We start from the raw sequence: 15,059 nt of genomic DNA on the forward strand, positions 1-15,059 counted from the left end.
TGAAAATAAGTAAGTTATTGATGTGATTTATTTCTTATACCTGCCTGTAAACCACCTGAATGGATTGCCAGAATGCGAGTTCCCTCAGCAAAGTAATTATTTTTTATAAGATTAAGTAAGCCAAACATCATCTTTCCCGTATAGATCGGTTCAAGTGGTACGGCATGCTGCTCTTCAAAGTTTTCTATAAATGCCAATAGCTCGGGTGAGGTTTTTGCATATCCGCCACAGCAGTATGCATCTGTCAGAGACCAATTTTGTTTTTGGGTCCACTGCCGAATTTCTTGTTGTAAAAAATCACCTTTTAAAGCCGAAAATCCTAGAACCTTTTGATGAGGGGCGCTTCGTTCAATGAGCCCTGAAATCGTTCCACCAGTTCCGACTGCACAGCAAATGACATCATAGTTTTGCAAATCGCTTTGACTGAGAATTTTCTGACAACCTTGAACTGCCAGTTCATTGGTACCGCCTTCGGGAATAATATAGGTCTGTGGAAATTGGTGTTGTAATTGTTGAAGATAGTTTGCCTCATCTCTCAAGCGGTATTCATTGCGTGAGACAAAATGTAGATGCATTCCTAAACTTTGAGCTTTTGATAGAGTTGGATTGAGAGGTTTGCTCGCCAATTCCTCACCACGAATAATGCCTATACTTTTTAAGCTAAAAAGATGAGCTGCATAGGCAGTCGCGGCAATATGGTTGGAATAAGCCCCACCAAAAGTCAAAATACTTGATAAATTTTGTTGTTTTGCTGCAAGCAAATTGTATTTCAATTTGAAAAACTTATTACCCGAAATTTGAGGATGAACTAAATCTAATCGTTTAATGTCGAGATGAACTAAAGAGGGGAGTTCAATGTGCTGATAGGAAATAGGTTGGGCAATGTGATCAAACATTAGAAATTGAGAAAAATAATGATTGATCACATTGTAGCTTTTTAAATAGAGCTTTAAAAAGCTGTTTACGAACTTGTATCGACAGAAGTAACCACTGACATGCCAGGGCGTAAATGTTCCATTCCTTCCTGATTTGGATCAATGGTAATACGTACAGCAATTCGTTGAACCACTTTGGTAAAGTTTCCTGTTGCATTATCAGGCTTTAACACACTGAACTCAGAACCCGCGGCAGGTGAGATCTGTTCAACATGTCCTGTAAATTTTTTATGTTTCATGGCGTCGACTGTGAACCACGCCTTTTGACCAATCCGCATATTGGCAATTTGGGTTTCTTTGAAATTGGCAATCACCCAAGTTTGCTGTGGAATGAGGTAGAGTAATTGGGAACCTGCTGCTACATATTGCCCAACACGAGGGTTCACCTCACCAAGTTGACCATCCATTGGAGCAACAATAACACTGTAGTCTTTGGTAGTTTGCGCCTGATCTAATTGTGCTTTAGCGCTAGAAACTTGTGCTTCTAAACCTGCTTCTGCTACTTGCGCCGTTTTAAGCGCTTCTTTCGCAACTAAAACATTAGCCTCTGCTTGCTTAAGTGCTGCAAGATTATTTTCAGCATCTGCCGCAGCTTTATCTTGTTCAGATTTAGAGGCTGCTCCACTATTTCCTAACTGTTGATAGCGTCTAAGCTGGGCTAAGGAGAGATCATATTGCGCTCTAACTTGTTCAACTTTGGCTTGTGCAGCCACAATATCAGCTTGTTTTTGAGCAATGGATTGGGTTTGATTGGCTAAAGTGTTTTTGGCCTGTTCTACCCCCGAAGCCGCTTGTGCTACTTTTTGGTCATAAGTGGTGGCATCGATATGCATAAGCACTTGACCCTTTTTAACATGGTCAAAGTCCTTAACAACTACATCCTTAACGTAACCATTAATTTGTGACGATAAAATCGTGGTTTTACCTTTGACATAACTATTGTCAGTTTGCTGAACACTCGTTGCAAAAGGTCCGATTCTCCATGCCCATAAAATCACTAAAATACCGACAATAAGAACACCTAACATCCATAACAGTGTTGAGCGTTTTGTCGGAATCAGTTTACTTGCAGGTGCAGGTGCAGGTGCAGGTGTTGGCTCGTTGGCGGGTGCCTGAGCTGGTGTTGGTTCCGGTTTGTTTTGATCATCTGGCATATATCAATCTCAATTTCTATTTCATCAATAATGAAGGCCGTTAAGGACGGCTAATTCCTCTACGTTGTAGATATTTACTTCGTGCAATATTAAAACCACCCCACAAGAGTAGTGCGACAGCAAAAATACCGTTTAATGCAATTACATCATTGTAGGCACGCACTTGAGCTTCACGAGTGACCACTTGATTAAGCGAACGCATGGATTGGGCGGTTTGTAATGCGGGGTCATTTGTTGTGATGGCTGCACTGCGTTGATAGGTAGAGAGTCTTTGAGCAACTAAAGGGTCTGCTTGTTCTAAATCTTTAATAATCTCGGCTTGATAATTTTGCGTACGATGTTGTTGATAGGTCGAGAAGAAAGAAGACCCAACAAGACCACCGAAGGTTTGTGTTGCGGAAAATAATACAATAAAGGTGACTACATAAGATGGACCTTTAGCAAGTGTCTGTGCAAAGCCAATAAGCAATAATGGGCCAATAAATAGTCCACCAGCAAAGCCGACTAAAAACTGACTTGCAAAGAAATTCACAGGTCGAACATCACTGGTTAAGTGATAATCTAGTCCACAGGCCACTAAAATTAAAAACTCTGCAAAAAGTAAGTGGAAGATAATTCTTTCACGTGAAAAAGTCAGGGCACTAAAAAGAGTTCCACTTAAAATCCCCACCAAAATGACAACATAGAGTGGAACAAATTGGTCTGGACCCATTCCCATAGTTTTTAGGAAGTTAACAGCTGCATAACTTTGTTCTGACATTAAAAGCCGGATAGCAAAAGCACCAAAAATGAAACGTAGAGTTGAAGCAGCACCTAACCAACGAGTCATAATTAATGGATTGGCACGATAGTGTTCATAGAGCAAACCAAGAACAACTAAGCTAAAACCTGCAATTAATACATAAGCAAGCCATTGGCTATTAAACCACCATAAAATTGGGCCTTGTGTGAGCACAATACATAAACAGGCAAAGCCGGGAGCGAGTAAAGCAAAGGTGAAAAAATCTTGCTTCTCAAAAACGTAAATTCTTAAGCTACGTGGTAATTTCAATGAAACGACCATGGCTAAACAACAAAGTGCTAAGCCGAGCTCAAAAGTGTAAAGAACAGACCAACTGTCTGTATTTACAAGAAATGGAGAAATAATCCAAGCTAATGGTACACCGAGTTGCTGAAAGCCGAAGGCAATATATATTCCCTTTGCCATGTCTGCTTTTTTAAAAGCTTGCATGGTGTAATACATACCTAATGAGCTTAGTGGAGCACCAGCCAAACCTGCTACAACTCGAGCGAATAGTGCCATTTCATAGGTATGCACAAAAATATGTAATACCAAAACCGCAATAAAAATCACCAGTCCTATTTCTGAAAATACTCTCAAACCATATTGTTGTCTGGCTTTAAATAAAATCAGGTTTGAGCTAACGTTTGCCATAACATAGGCTGCAGGTAGCCAGGCAGCTTCAGATGGAGTCAGTCCATATTCACCTTGAATTAAAGGTAAGTTTGCCGTAATAAAACCATTACTTAAGCTTGCTGAAAGAGCGACAAATAAACCGATAAAAAAGTATATAAAGCGTTTAGGTACAGAATGTGCAATAGCTGCTGGTGAACCTGGTAAAGTTGGTTGCTCTTCTGGCGTCCAGTCGGGTGGTGTTTCTAAATAACGAGGCGTTTTACTCATTCTATCCCTCGAATTTTTTGTATTTGAATACCTTGAAACAGTAATTCAATTGCTCGTTTTGCTAAGCGAGTCTGTTCTTCTGTTTCATGTCCTTGAAATGAAGAACCCAACATTGCAGTGACCATTGCATAGTCATCAGCAGTTAGATCAGCTCGGCACAATTTTTGTTCTATCGCATTTTCAATCAGTGGGTTAAGTGCATTATTTCGCCGTTCATAAATTTTTAACATAATTGGGTCTTGTCGATCAATTACTCTCCAAAAATCTTGCAAAATTGCGAGCTTGGGAAGTTGCCCAATATGTCCTTCAATTAAACGAAATAAACCGTCCTCGAATTGTTGAAAATGAGCTGCTTTTTGCTCTAGCTGTGTAATCGCACGCTCTAAAAGCGCACTAATTAAAGCTTTGCGATCACCAAAGTTACGATAGAACGTCGCTCTGCCTACGCCAGCATGGTCAATCACAACTTGTAAGGGGACATTAATGCCATGAATACGAAAACATTCTTCGGCTGCATTGAGTAATTCATCCCGATTCTGGGCAGCAATTTTTTGACGTTTACTCATGTCATTGGTTGGGGAGTTTTAAAGGTTATATATTTAACGGACATTTTTGTCCGTTGTGAAGATATAAATTGTAAAAACATGAAAATTCAATTTTCATCATTTATATCTTCTGCATTTTTATATGCATCATAAAAAGCTGTTAGAATACCGCGCAATTGCATGATGGTAGGTCAATACAATGTTTGAGTCCCTTATTCCTCTTTTTTCAATTGCGATGGCATTGATGCTTGGAGCAATAAGCCCTGGGCCAAGCTTTATTTATGTTGCACAAAATTCAATTTCTAAATCACGTAAACATGGGTTGTTTACCGCTTTAGGGACGGGGACAGGTGCAGCACTTTTTGGTCTATTAGCTGTTATGGGGTTACAAGCAGTTTTATTGGCGGTGCCTTCTGCTTATTTAATTTTAAAAGTTGGTGGTGGGCTTTATTTGCTTTGGCTTGCTTTTAAAATTATTAAACATGCCAAAGAACCAATTGCGATGGAAAATGATGGCAAATCGAAAATGACTTATAAACAAGCATATCGATATGGTTTGATTACCCAGTTAAGTAATCCAAAAATCGCAGTTGTGTTAGCCAGTGTATTTACTGCTTTACTGCCCAAAGAAATTCCAAATTATTACTATGTTGCCTTACCAGTGATTTGTTTTATGATTGATGCTGGTTGGTATTCATGTGTAGCAATGCTGTTATCTTCCGAAAAACCTAGAAAAATGTATTTGAAAGCAAAAACTGGCGTTGATCGAGTTGCTGGAAGTATTGTTACTCTACTAGGTTTAAAGCTTATCTTTTTCAAGTAAATAAAGTTTAATTAAAATATCTAAAAGATAAAAAGCCAGATAATTAAAGTCTGGCTTTATTTTTGCGTAAAATATATACAAATTAAAATAACTTTTTCGGCACTTAAGCGTTTAAAAAGTGGTAACTTAATAAATAAAACAAAAAGAAATGAGGATCACGTTATGAAAAAACTAATGGTGAGCATTTCTGTAGTTTTTCTCATCTTAACTACAGGATGTGAGATGAGAACGATGAGTAAGCAGCAACCAGCAAATGAACGGACCATGAGTATTGTTGGTACACCTGTGCATGAAAAAGACTATAAAATTTCCGATTTACATGCCAACAATCATGAGCAATCTAATTATTAAGTTGCTTACAGACTGCATCACTTACTGCATTTTTAATGTGGTAAGTGCTTGCGAACCTGCCTCTTTAGATTGGGAGCTTTTTCAGGAAAAATACGATGTAAATCATGAGGGAATGTATAGCCTAAAAGAATTTCAACGTGTTGAAGATTTCTATCCTTACACCTAGCCGAGCGATAAACGCTTTCAAGGTGAAAACAAGCAAATAGAGCTATTTCATTATTTAGATGAAAATAAGAATGGTTATGTAACAAATGAGGAATTAGGAAACATACATGTTTTGTTTAATAATCCTTGTGAAGGGTGGCCATGGTCGTAATTTAAATTTGTTTATTCACGCTTGTTTAAAACTTAGATATTCAAAATAAAAAAGCTCCCAATTTAGGGAGCTTTTTTATGAATCTAGATTAAGAAACTTTATCGCCTGGTTTTGCACCGCTATCTGGTGAAATAATGAAAATACCTTCACCATTTCCAGCAGCAAGTACCATACCGTTTGAAATACCAAAACGCATTTTGCGTGGTGCAAGGTTAGCAACCATAACAACTAATTTACCTTTGAGGTCTTCTGGTGCGTATTGGCTACGAATACCACTAAATACATTGCGCGGTTCAGCTTCACCAACGTCTAATGTCAGTTGAAGTAACTTATCTGAACCTTCAACTGTACCTGCTTCAACAACCTGAGCAACACGTAAGTCAACTTTTAAGAAATCTTCAATACCGATAATTTCAGCTTCACCAACTGCTGGAGTAGGCGCTGCTTTTTTCTCAGCTGCTTTGTCTTTTTTCGCTGCCGCTTTTGTTGCTTCTAGAGCAGGAGCACCTAAAGACTCTTTAGAAGCATCAACCATAGCTGCAACAGCTTTTGGATCAACACGCTGCATGAGAGGTTGGAACTGCGCAATCTCATGGCTTACAAGAATTTGTTTGCGTGACTTGAAATCGAAGCTTTCAAGTTTTAAGAAATCTTGAACTTGTTGAGCTAAAGTTGGCAGAACTGGAGCTAAGTACACTGCGAGTTGACGGAATAAATTGATACCAACAGAACATACATCAACAACTTGTTGTTCTTGACCTTCTTGTTTAGCAAGTGCCCAAGGCTTTTTCTCATCAATATATTGGTTTGCACGGTCAGCTAGCGCCATAATTTCACGAATAGCTGTAGAGAATTCACGTGCTTCATAAGCAGCTGCGATTGAATCACCTGCATCAATAAAACTTTGTACTAAGTCAGATTCTGCACAGTCAGCAGATAAAGTATTATTAAAGTTGCTATTGATGAACTTCGCACAGCGGCTAGCAATATTAACGACTTTACCAACTAAGTCTGAATTTACTTTTTGAACAAAATCATCAAGGTTCAAGTCAGAATCTTCAACTTTATCTGAGAGTTTAGAGGCAAAGTAGTAACGTAAATATTCTGGGTTTAAATGCTGTAAGTAAGTCTCGGCCTTAATGAAAGTACCGCGTGACTTAGACATTTTTTGTCCATTTACAGTCAAGAAACCATTTACAAACAAGCCAGTTGGGGTGCGGTAGTTTGCGCCTTCAAGCATTGCAGGCCAGAATAAAGCATGGAAATAAACAATGTCTTTACCAATAAAGTGATAAACATCGTTTCGGCTATCTTTTTTCCAGAAATCATCAAAGTTTAAATCTGGGCGTTTAGTTTTGATGTAGTTTTCAAAACTAGACATATAACCGATTGGGGCATCTACCCACACATAAAAATATTTGTTTGGCGCATCTGGAATTTCAAAACCAAAATAAGGGGCATCACGAGAAATATCCCAGTCTGCTAAACCTGCTTCAAACCATTCATCAAGTTTGTTTGCAATTGAAACTGGTAAGCGACCTTCATCACGGGTCCATTTCTGCAAATATTCAGCGAAGTTAGGAAGTTTGAAGAAGTAGTGATCTGATGATTTTTCAACTGGTGTTGCACCACTTAAAGTCGAACGAGGGTTAAGTAACTCGGTCGCATTATAAGTTGTACCGCAGACTTCACATGAGTCGCCGTATTGATCTTCTGACTTACATTTTGGGCACGTACCCTTAATGAAACGGTCAGATAAGAACATACCTTTTTCTGGATCAAACAATTGAGTTACAGGACGAACTGCAATATTTCCAGCTTCACGGTTTTTAATATAGATATCTGTTGAACGTGCTTTGTTTGCATCGCTATGCGTTGAATCGTAGTGATCGAAATGTACGCCAAAACCGTCAAAATCACGGATGTGTTCTTTTTGAACATTCGCAATTTGCTCTTCTGGGCTAATACCATTTGCTTCGGCACGTAGCATGATGGCAGTACCGTGAGCATCATCCGCACATACATAAGTCACATCATGACCCATTGCTCGCATGGCACGAACCCAGATATCTGCCTGGATGTAACCGAGTAAATGACCCATATGAATTGGACCATTAGCATAAGGGAGGGCATTAGTGACTAAAATTTTACGCACGGATTTCATTCTCTCATTCGTATTTATAAGGTGGAAGATTTTAACTGATGCACGGAGATAAGCAAAGATTAATAATCTTGGGCTTGGCGTAAGAGGTTTCTATTAAAATAGATTTTGCTCATAGATGTTTCTCTTTAGAACAGATAAACAAATCGAAAAATATTTGAATCTTCCTGTATTGTCTTTGTTTCAAATTGCAGTTACGGTCAGAAAATAAGCCATAACGATGTATAACTAATAACTTATTCAAGTAATTTTTTTAATTAACTATGAGGATAACAACGATGACTTCTGAAAATAAATTAGATGATTTAAAAGCAAAAGCGGCTGATGCAAAAGTACAAGGTGAAAAAGCTTTGGATGACTTAAAAGAAAATGTAAAAGAGAAGCAAGCTGCTAGTAAAGAAGCAGTTGAAGATAAAGTAGACCAATTAAAGGCAAAAGCAGCCGATGCAAAAGTACAAGGTGAAAAAGCTTTGGACGATTTAAAAGAAAATGTAAAAGAGAAGCAAGCTTCTGGTAAGGAGGCTCTTGAAGAAAAAGCAAACGACTTGAAAGGCAAACTTGAGGATGCTCAGCATACTCTACAAGATAAGTTTGATCATTTACGTACAGAGGCAGCCCATAAACTTGACGATGCTAAAGCCAAAGCGGTGGAATTAAAGGAAGAAGCTGCTACCAAATTGGATGAGTTGAAAACGCAAGCAACCGCAAAACTTGATGAGTTGAAGAAAACTGCGACCGATAAACTCAATAAATTAAAGAACCATGATTCTGCTGAATAAACTGATTTAAACTAAAATCCGTACTCCTTATCTAAAAGATGAGATGTGAAGTTAGTAATTATTCATCCCAAGGTGAGCGAGTGCGGAGCAATACTGTTACACTATCTCCATTAAGCTGTAATGATCTGTTTTTGGAGTAAACAATATGTCTTGGCTTTCTTCATTAAAGTCCGTTTTTTCACCCGCACAAGAAGTGAAGGAAGATGAAATCCAAACCGTACTCCAAAATTATTTATTACCGCATTCAAAAGATGCTTTAAAAGAGCGCATTAGTCAGCTTCAAGTTCAAGGTCGAGTATTACAACTCACTATAAATACATTTCCTGATGAAAAAGAACACTTGCAGCAAATTCATGATGACTTAGCTGGTGCATTAGAAAAGTGCGGTATTGAAGAACTTAATTTACACGTGGTGCAACAGAAGCGCCCTACACAAGAAAGTTCAAACTTACCTCCTGTGCTTGATGCCTCACCGAAATCAGAACCAGATCCAAATAATCCACCGATTCAAAAAGCCGCTCCGCAACAAAGAGATGTTCCACTTCATCCTCGCATTAAGAATGTTATTTTAGTTTCATCTGGTAAAGGTGGGGTGGGTAAATCGACAACTACGGTTAATTTGGCGCTTGCCTTGCAAAAAATGGGACTTAAGGTTGGGGTTTTGGATGCTGATATTTATGGCCCAAGTATTCCGACAATGCTAGGGAACGCTGGCAAAACTCCACTTATTGAAAGTGAAAATTTTGTACCGTTAGATGCTTACGGTATGGCTGTACTTTCTATTGGTCATTTAACCGGTGATAACAACACGCCTGTTGCATGGCGTGGACCAAAGGCAACCGGCGCTTTAATGCAATTATTTAATCAAACGCTTTGGCCTGATTTAGATGTACTCATGATTGATATGCCACCAGGTACTGGTGATATTCAACTCACGCTTGCACAGCGTATTCCGGTTACAGGCTCAATTATTGTGACTACTCCGCAAAATGTTGCCTTGCTTGATGCCACCAAAGGAATTGAGTTATTTAATAAAGTTGGCATTCCGGTATTAGGTGTCGTCGAAAACATGTCGACTCATATTTGCTCTAACTGTGGGCACGAAGAACAAATTTTTGGTATTGGTGGTGGTGATAAGCTTTCCGAGCAATACCATATTCCATTGTTAGGTCGTTTACCTTTAAACGCTCAGATCCGTGAACATGCTGATCAGGGTAAACCTAGTGTTGTGGCAATGGATGATGCGGCTGATAGTTATATTGAGATTGCTAAAGCAGTCTGGCAGCAGATTGAAAAAATCCCTCAACGCACACGTGATGATAAGCGTATTTTCTAATTTATTAAAACCCGGCTTTAAGTCGGGTTTTTTATCATCTGATTAAAATAAAAAATTAAATTACTGAATCCTAATAACAAAGCTGAACTTGAAATTGGCATGTAGATTGCTACTTTACACTTTTTAAAAAGAAAGGTTAAAACATGCAATTTAAGTATAGTTTAGGCGTAATCAGTTTATGTAGCGCTTTATTTTTAGTTGGATGTAACGATGACAACTCATCCGTCTCACAAACGCCAACAGTTCAGGAACAAAAACAGAAATTACAGCCGATCATTATTCAGGGTGCTTTACCTGTAGAGTCAGAAAGAATGGCTTCAAAGCTAGAAAATCAAACTGTTGAAACAGTAGGTGGATGGACCTTCTGGAAGGGAACCTATAACGGTTATCCAGTGATTATATCTAAAACTCGTATGGGAATGAGTAACTCAGCTGCCGCAACGGCTTTAGCCATTGAGCGTTATAAACCGATTGCAATTATTAATCAAGGAACAGCAGGTGGACACGACCCGGATCTACATGTTTACGATATTGTTTTAGGAAAATATGCAACCAATATTGGAGCATTTAGAACGCCTAAACAACCAGTAGGTGCTGGTTCAGACTCACTCACATGGGTTGAGGCTTTTGATGTTTTGCCAACAGATGAATCTGACCCAGAACCGATTGCAATACGCAAATTTGAAGGTGACCAAGAGTTATTAATGGCAGCTCATAAAGTTCGTTATGATAAAGGCGAGGTTGTTGAAGGAACGATTGGTTCAGCAGATGTTTGGAATAATGAGCTAGACCGTATTCAATTTTTCCATCAGCGTTATGGTACTTCTGTTGAAGAAATGGAGGCGGCTTCTGTTGCACAAATCGCAAGCCAGTTTAAGGTTCCTTTCCTCGGTATTCGAATCTTATCTAATAATATTACCAATAATGGAGCTTATGACCCAGGTACGGGAGAGGCTTGCCAAGAGTATGTACTTAATGTGGCTGAAGAGTATATGAAATCAAAACTACCAAAATGATAATTTAAACTTATGCAAGAAGAGAGGAGTTTTTATAAAACCTCTTCTTGCTTTTTATGGCGATGTCTACTTTTCCAGTTTTTTATGACCATCCAACGCCAGAAAATTTCTGTGCATATATATAAAATAACGGCAAATACAAAAGCTTCTACGACTAGACCTGTCATCAAAATTTTCGCGAGACTAAAATCAATATGACCATGGCCGAAATGAGTAATCCAACGAGAAATCTGATGCAATACACCTAGCAGCATTTCTTTATTAATCATATGTACATGAAAAATGTGGGCACCGAACCAAAAACCAATATATAAAATAGGAACTAATGTAAGCGGGTTACTTAACCATGCGAGCATCAAGCTAATGGGTAAATTTACTTCGAATAGTAATACTGCCATCACAATAAATACGCTGTGAAAAGGAATAGGCAGTAAACCAAAAAAAGTTCCGACAAAAACAGCTCGGGTAATTGATTTTCGATTGACATACCAAAGCACAGGATTAAGGGTCTTTTGACCAAAAATCCTTAGAAATTTCATATTCGAAACTTTCTCGGGGGAGGGAAGCCAAGATTGAAAAAAGTGCTTTGCCATAATCATTAAGGTAGTAGAGCGCGATGCTCTATATAAAAAATCAGAAATAATATAAGAATTGAAACTTATTAAAAGCTTAAAATTTAAACTTACCATTACTATATATTTTTTATTATAAAGACTTTTGATGGAAAAATAGACTTAAAATAAAAATACTTATGTTACTTAATGCGTAATCTATTTGAAAAGCATCACAACTGACCGTAAAGTTTTCTTCTCTACTTTTTTAAATAATTTTATAAGTATTTGTTTTTATAAATTTTATTGAGATAATAAAAATAATTTTAAAAATTTTGTCTTACAATTACCTTTTGCCTTGTAACAGGATATCTATTAATCTGAGATGACTATATTGTGAGGTCATTCAATGATTTCATGGCTTTTTATTGGCTTAGTAGCCACAATTTTACTTACTCCTGGTCCAACCAATACACTACTCGCTTCTTCAGGCGTGCAAGTGGGTTTAAGGAAGTCAGTAAAACTTATTCCAGCAGAAGTTTTGGGTTATGTGATCTCTATTTCTGCATGGGGAATGCTGATTGGAAAAGTGTCTAGTACACTACCGATGCTGCCGCCTATTCTAAAGCTATTGAGTGCTTGTTATATTATTTTCTTAGCCATTAAGTTATGGCATACGGCAAATCAAGAAGTTGAATTAAATCAGCCTACGATTCGTGCTCGTGAATTATTCTGTGCAACTTTATTAAACCCAAAAGCCTTACTCTTTGCTTCAGCTATTTTTCCGGTAGCTGCATGGAGTAATTTTCATATTTATTTAATTCATATGATGGCTTACTTGGCACTTATTACCCCAATTGCATTGTTCTGGATTTTCTTGGGATCGGTTTTAGCATCTAAGAAAGTGGGTTGGTTAAATCAAACTAACTTGCAAAAAACTGCCTCGCTTGTTTTGGTCAGCTTTTCAATTCCAATTAGTTATTCTGCTTTACTGAACCTTTAAATGAGGCACATGGCTATTCTTATTTGTTTGAGTAGCTTTGTGTTGTTTTCATAATTGATTTTTTAAGTTAAAGTACGTCGAAATCAATGAATTTACCTTTTGGATAGAAAATACATGGCCATTAAGTCTGATCGTTGGATTCGCGAAATGAGCGAAAAACACGGCATGATTGAACCTTATGCAGAGAATCAAGTCCGTTTTGATAAAAATGGTGAAAAGTTGATTTCCTACGGGGTCTCTAGCTATGGTTATGATGTACGCTGTGCCCGTGAATTTAAGGTTTTTACAAACGTACATTCTGCAATTGTCGATCCAAAAAATTTCGATGACAAAAGTTTTATCGATATTGAGTCTGACGTTTGTATCATTCCGCCAAACTCATTCGCTCTAGCGCGTACAATTGAATATTTCCGTATTCCTCGCAATGTGTTGACTGTTTGTCTAGGCAAGTCGACCTATGCTCGCTGCGGTATTATTGTAAATGTGACTCCGTTAGAACCTGAATGGGAAGGTCACGTTACTTTAGAATTCTCAAATACGACTAATTTACCTGCACGTATTTATGCAGGGGAAGGCGTAGCGCAAATGCTATTCTTTGAAAGTGATGAAGTATGTGAAACCTCTTATAAAGACCGTGGTGGTAAATACCAAGGTCAAACAGGTGTTACACTTCCTAAAACATAATTTTCTTAGCTGAATAATAGTTTTAATAATGATGGGTCACTGAGGTGGCCCAATTTTATACATAAAATTTTTATGAGAAGCGTTTATCGGAATTATGATAAACGACAGTTTTCTTTTGTAAAAAATGATATAAAATGATCAATGATTGATTTGTTTTTTGCTCTGTATCACATAATTTAAAAGCAAATAGAATAGATATAGGCTCTCTTTGATAATGTTTAGTTAAATACATGATCAAATGTAGATAGGCCAAATAAAAAGAAATTAAACAGAATTATGCCCCCACGGATACGGAGGTCGGCCATGCGACAGTTTACGTCTCTTCGAGTAGCACTCTTAACACTCGGAAGCTTATGTTTTTCTTCAGCTTACGCTGCTTCTACACTAGTCCCTATGTCAGATGCTGAACTATCAGCAACTCGTGGCCAAGCTTTAATGGGTATGTCTTATATTGCGCCTACAGATTCTGCAAGTAACTCAAGTTCAAATGGAAATATGGGGTTTTACCGACTTGCACTAGATGCCCAATTAGAAATTAATGCCAATATTAAAAAATTACAGCTAGGTTGTGGTGGCGTAAATGGAGCCGGTGCCTGTGATATTGACATTGATTATCTGAGTTTAAGTGGTGGCACAGTAGATAGTACTAGTACTGAGCGTGCATCTTCCTCTGCTGTTATTACAAATCCATTTTTAGAATTCGCTGTTAAAAATCCAGACTCGGCTTCCACTCGTGAGATTCAAGGTTTTAGATTAAGTGCTAAGTCACTTTCGGGCTTACTTACTTTTGGTTTAGAAAATGGTGATGCTTCCACTGGTATTAATTCATTAAGTGGATATATGGTAACTAAACCAACAGGGGGAACCGTAACTACAAATCCTTACTATGGCATTACCCAAGATGAAACAAATACGGCAATTACTGGTCGAGCCACAGTTATAGGTAAGTTATATACTGTTCCATTTACATCTACTGGTTATAACTTGAATCTAGGAGCAGGTAGTGGAACTTTGTCCATGGGACAGCAAATTATTACGGGTAAACGTATTAATACTGCTAACTTGAATGCAACCGCAAAAGTGGGTGGACTTGCTATTACTGGAACTCTCGATGCTACAGCCTCTGTACTAGGACTTCCTATCCCTATTTCAGGTGATGTAACTGGAACAGTGGATAATCTTGATGTAAATGTAGCAATTAAGCAAAGCTTAGGTTACTTCCATGCTGCACAATTAAATGGATCTGCTGGTTACCTCTCTGTGCAGGGGGTAAATATTCTGTGGCCCGAGGCTGCATCTACGGCACAAACAGGATGGTGGCTAGAGCTTACAAACCCAATTGATATTGGACAAATTACTCCTGTAGGTAGTGTAGATATTGCTCTTTCAACAATTGTTGATGCTTTAGGGCAGGTAAGCGCATATTTAGACAAAAATCCTGTGGATTGTGGACTTTTAGCAAGTAGCTGTTTAATAGAAGGAAAACTTCCTGTTGGTACAGTTGATTTAACCGGAAAAACACCAGCTTCTATGGCCTTAACTAATGTTGTCTTACAAAAACAAAGTTTTTCGGCTAACTGTTATGGTTCTTTAAAATTTTGTTAATTGAGTTAAAGAGCCCTGCCATTTTTCATTTATCGGAAAAGTAATTTTTTACATGCTTTTTTTTGCATTTGTGCAAATATTCCGCATAATAGAAATGTAGAAAGGTTGGCAATATC

14 protein-coding genes and 1 pseudogene are annotated in these 15,059 nt (G+C 38.0%); 9 read left to right on the top strand and 6 right to left on the bottom strand.

Going from position 1 to position 15,059, the window contains the following annotated elements:
- Positions 1-14: 14 nt before the first annotated feature.
- The 4 genes from KTI79_RS13430 to KTI79_RS13445 form a co-directional block, all read right to left on the bottom strand.
- Positions 15-896, bottom strand: coding sequence for a 1-aminocyclopropane-1-carboxylate deaminase/D-cysteine desulfhydrase (locus tag KTI79_RS13430; RefSeq protein WP_032055274.1), 882 nt, complete (start codon positions 894-896; stop codon positions 15-17).
- Positions 897-961: 65 nt separating this feature from the next.
- Complete coding sequence (locus tag KTI79_RS13435; protein ID WP_032055276.1) at positions 962-2,089, bottom strand: HlyD family secretion protein; 1,128 nt, start codon at positions 2,087-2,089, stop codon at positions 962-964.
- Between the two features lie 40 nt (positions 2,090-2,129).
- The gene (locus KTI79_RS13440; RefSeq protein ID WP_032055278.1) at positions 2,130-3,773 is read right to left on the bottom strand and encodes an MFS transporter; all 1,644 of its coding nucleotides are present in this window, start codon (positions 3,771-3,773) and stop codon (positions 2,130-2,132) included.
- Positions 3,770-4,339 (bottom strand): TetR/AcrR family transcriptional regulator, encoded by a 570-nt coding sequence (locus KTI79_RS13445; RefSeq protein ID WP_032055280.1) that lies wholly within the window; start codon positions 4,337-4,339, stop codon positions 3,770-3,772. The genes KTI79_RS13440 and KTI79_RS13445 overlap by 4 nt, the downstream gene beginning before the upstream one ends.
- Positions 4,340-4,517: 178 nt before the next feature.
- Here KTI79_RS13445 and KTI79_RS13450 point away from each other — a divergent pair, with 178 nt between their 5' ends.
- The 3 genes and pseudogenes from KTI79_RS13450 (at position 4,518) to KTI79_RS13460 (ending at position 5,808) form a co-directional block, all read left to right on the top strand.
- Positions 4,518-5,141, top strand: a complete 624-nt coding sequence (locus KTI79_RS13450) for a LysE family translocator (RefSeq protein ID WP_032055281.1) — start codon at positions 4,518-4,520, stop codon at positions 5,139-5,141.
- 162 nt (positions 5,142-5,303) lie between these two features.
- Positions 5,304-5,492, top strand: a complete 189-nt coding sequence (locus KTI79_RS13455) for an NF038215 family lipoprotein (RefSeq protein ID WP_032055283.1) — start codon at positions 5,304-5,306, stop codon at positions 5,490-5,492.
- Positions 5,461-5,808, top strand: a pseudogene (locus KTI79_RS13460) (calcium-binding protein). The gene KTI79_RS13455 and the pseudogene KTI79_RS13460 overlap by 32 nt, the downstream one beginning before the upstream one ends.
- 88 nt (positions 5,809-5,896) lie before the next feature.
- Here the strand turns inward: KTI79_RS13460 and metG are convergent.
- Complete coding sequence (gene metG, locus KTI79_RS13465; protein ID WP_032055284.1) at positions 5,897-7,963, bottom strand: methionine--tRNA ligase; 2,067 nt, start codon at positions 7,961-7,963, stop codon at positions 5,897-5,899.
- A gap of 284 nt (positions 7,964-8,247) precedes the next feature.
- On the opposite strand from metG, the gene KTI79_RS13470 reads away from it, so the two are divergent.
- From KTI79_RS13470 to KTI79_RS13480, 3 genes are all read left to right on the top strand, one after another.
- Positions 8,248-8,748 (top strand): hypothetical protein, encoded by a 501-nt coding sequence (locus KTI79_RS13470; RefSeq protein ID WP_032055285.1) that lies wholly within the window; start codon positions 8,248-8,250, stop codon positions 8,746-8,748.
- 145 nt (positions 8,749-8,893) lie between these two features.
- Positions 8,894-10,084 (top strand): iron-sulfur cluster carrier protein ApbC, encoded by a 1,191-nt coding sequence (gene apbC / locus KTI79_RS13475; protein WP_017399777.1) that lies wholly within the window; start codon positions 8,894-8,896, stop codon positions 10,082-10,084.
- Positions 10,085-10,227: 143 nt separating this feature from the next.
- Complete coding sequence (locus tag KTI79_RS13480; protein WP_032055286.1) at positions 10,228-11,100, top strand: 5'-methylthioadenosine/S-adenosylhomocysteine nucleosidase; 873 nt, start codon at positions 10,228-10,230, stop codon at positions 11,098-11,100.
- A 32-nt stretch (positions 11,101-11,132) separates the two neighbouring features.
- Here the strand turns inward: KTI79_RS13480 and KTI79_RS13485 are convergent, their stop codons facing one another.
- Positions 11,133-11,699 carry a DUF2062 domain-containing protein gene (locus tag KTI79_RS13485; protein WP_032055288.1) on the bottom strand — a complete coding sequence of 189 codons (567 nt, stop codon included), beginning with the start codon at positions 11,697-11,699 and terminating at the stop codon, positions 11,133-11,135.
- A gap of 361 nt (positions 11,700-12,060) precedes the next feature.
- Here KTI79_RS13485 and KTI79_RS13490 point away from each other — a divergent pair, with 361 nt between their 5' ends.
- From KTI79_RS13490 to KTI79_RS13500, 3 genes are all read left to right on the top strand, one after another.
- Positions 12,061-12,654, top strand: a complete 594-nt coding sequence (locus tag KTI79_RS13490; protein ID WP_005071033.1) for a LysE family translocator — start codon at positions 12,061-12,063, stop codon at positions 12,652-12,654.
- Positions 12,655-12,768: 114 nt separating this feature from the next.
- Positions 12,769-13,338, top strand: a complete 570-nt coding sequence (gene dcd, locus KTI79_RS13495) for a dCTP deaminase (protein WP_002120290.1) — start codon at positions 12,769-12,771, stop codon at positions 13,336-13,338.
- Between the two features lie 303 nt (positions 13,339-13,641).
- Positions 13,642-14,943 carry a hypothetical protein gene (locus tag KTI79_RS13500; protein ID WP_032055290.1) on the top strand — a complete coding sequence of 434 codons (1,302 nt, stop codon included), beginning with the start codon at positions 13,642-13,644 and terminating at the stop codon, positions 14,941-14,943.
- The last annotated feature ends 116 nt before the right edge of the window (positions 14,944-15,059 follow it).

It is taken from the genome of Acinetobacter sp. WU_MDCI_Abxd143, from assembly GCF_025514195.1.
In the GTDB taxonomy this organism is placed as follows: Bacteria; Pseudomonadota; Gammaproteobacteria; order Pseudomonadales; family Moraxellaceae; genus Acinetobacter; species Acinetobacter pittii_H.

Coding starts and splice junctions, on each gene's coding strand:
- KTI79_RS13445 (WP_032055280.1), bottom strand. CDS start 4,339: ATGAGTAAACGTCAAAAAATTGCTGCCCAGAATCGGGATGAATTACTC.
- KTI79_RS13435 (WP_032055276.1), bottom strand. CDS start 2,089: ATGCCAGATGATCAAAACAAACCGGAACCAACACCAGCTCAGGCACCC.
- KTI79_RS13440 (WP_032055278.1), bottom strand. CDS start 3,773: ATGAGTAAAACGCCTCGTTATTTAGAAACACCACCCGACTGGACGCCA.
- KTI79_RS13470 (WP_032055285.1), top strand. CDS start 8,248: ATGACTTCTGAAAATAAATTAGATGATTTAAAAGCAAAAGCGGCTGAT.
- apbC (WP_017399777.1), top strand. CDS start 8,894: ATGTCTTGGCTTTCTTCATTAAAGTCCGTTTTTTCACCCGCACAAGAA.
- KTI79_RS13480 (WP_032055286.1), top strand. CDS start 10,228: ATGCAATTTAAGTATAGTTTAGGCGTAATCAGTTTATGTAGCGCTTTA.
- KTI79_RS13500 (WP_032055290.1), top strand. CDS start 13,642: ATGCGACAGTTTACGTCTCTTCGAGTAGCACTCTTAACACTCGGAAGC.
- dcd (WP_002120290.1), top strand. CDS start 12,769: ATGGCCATTAAGTCTGATCGTTGGATTCGCGAAATGAGCGAAAAACAC.
- KTI79_RS13450 (WP_032055281.1), top strand. CDS start 4,518: ATGTTTGAGTCCCTTATTCCTCTTTTTTCAATTGCGATGGCATTGATG.
- KTI79_RS13455 (WP_032055283.1), top strand. CDS start 5,304: ATGAAAAAACTAATGGTGAGCATTTCTGTAGTTTTTCTCATCTTAACT.
- KTI79_RS13430 (WP_032055274.1), bottom strand. CDS start 896: ATGTTTGATCACATTGCCCAACCTATTTCCTATCAGCACATTGAACTC.
- KTI79_RS13485 (WP_032055288.1), bottom strand. CDS start 11,699: ATGATTATGGCAAAGCACTTTTTTCAATCTTGGCTTCCCTCCCCCGAG.
- KTI79_RS13490 (WP_005071033.1), top strand. CDS start 12,061: ATGATTTCATGGCTTTTTATTGGCTTAGTAGCCACAATTTTACTTACT.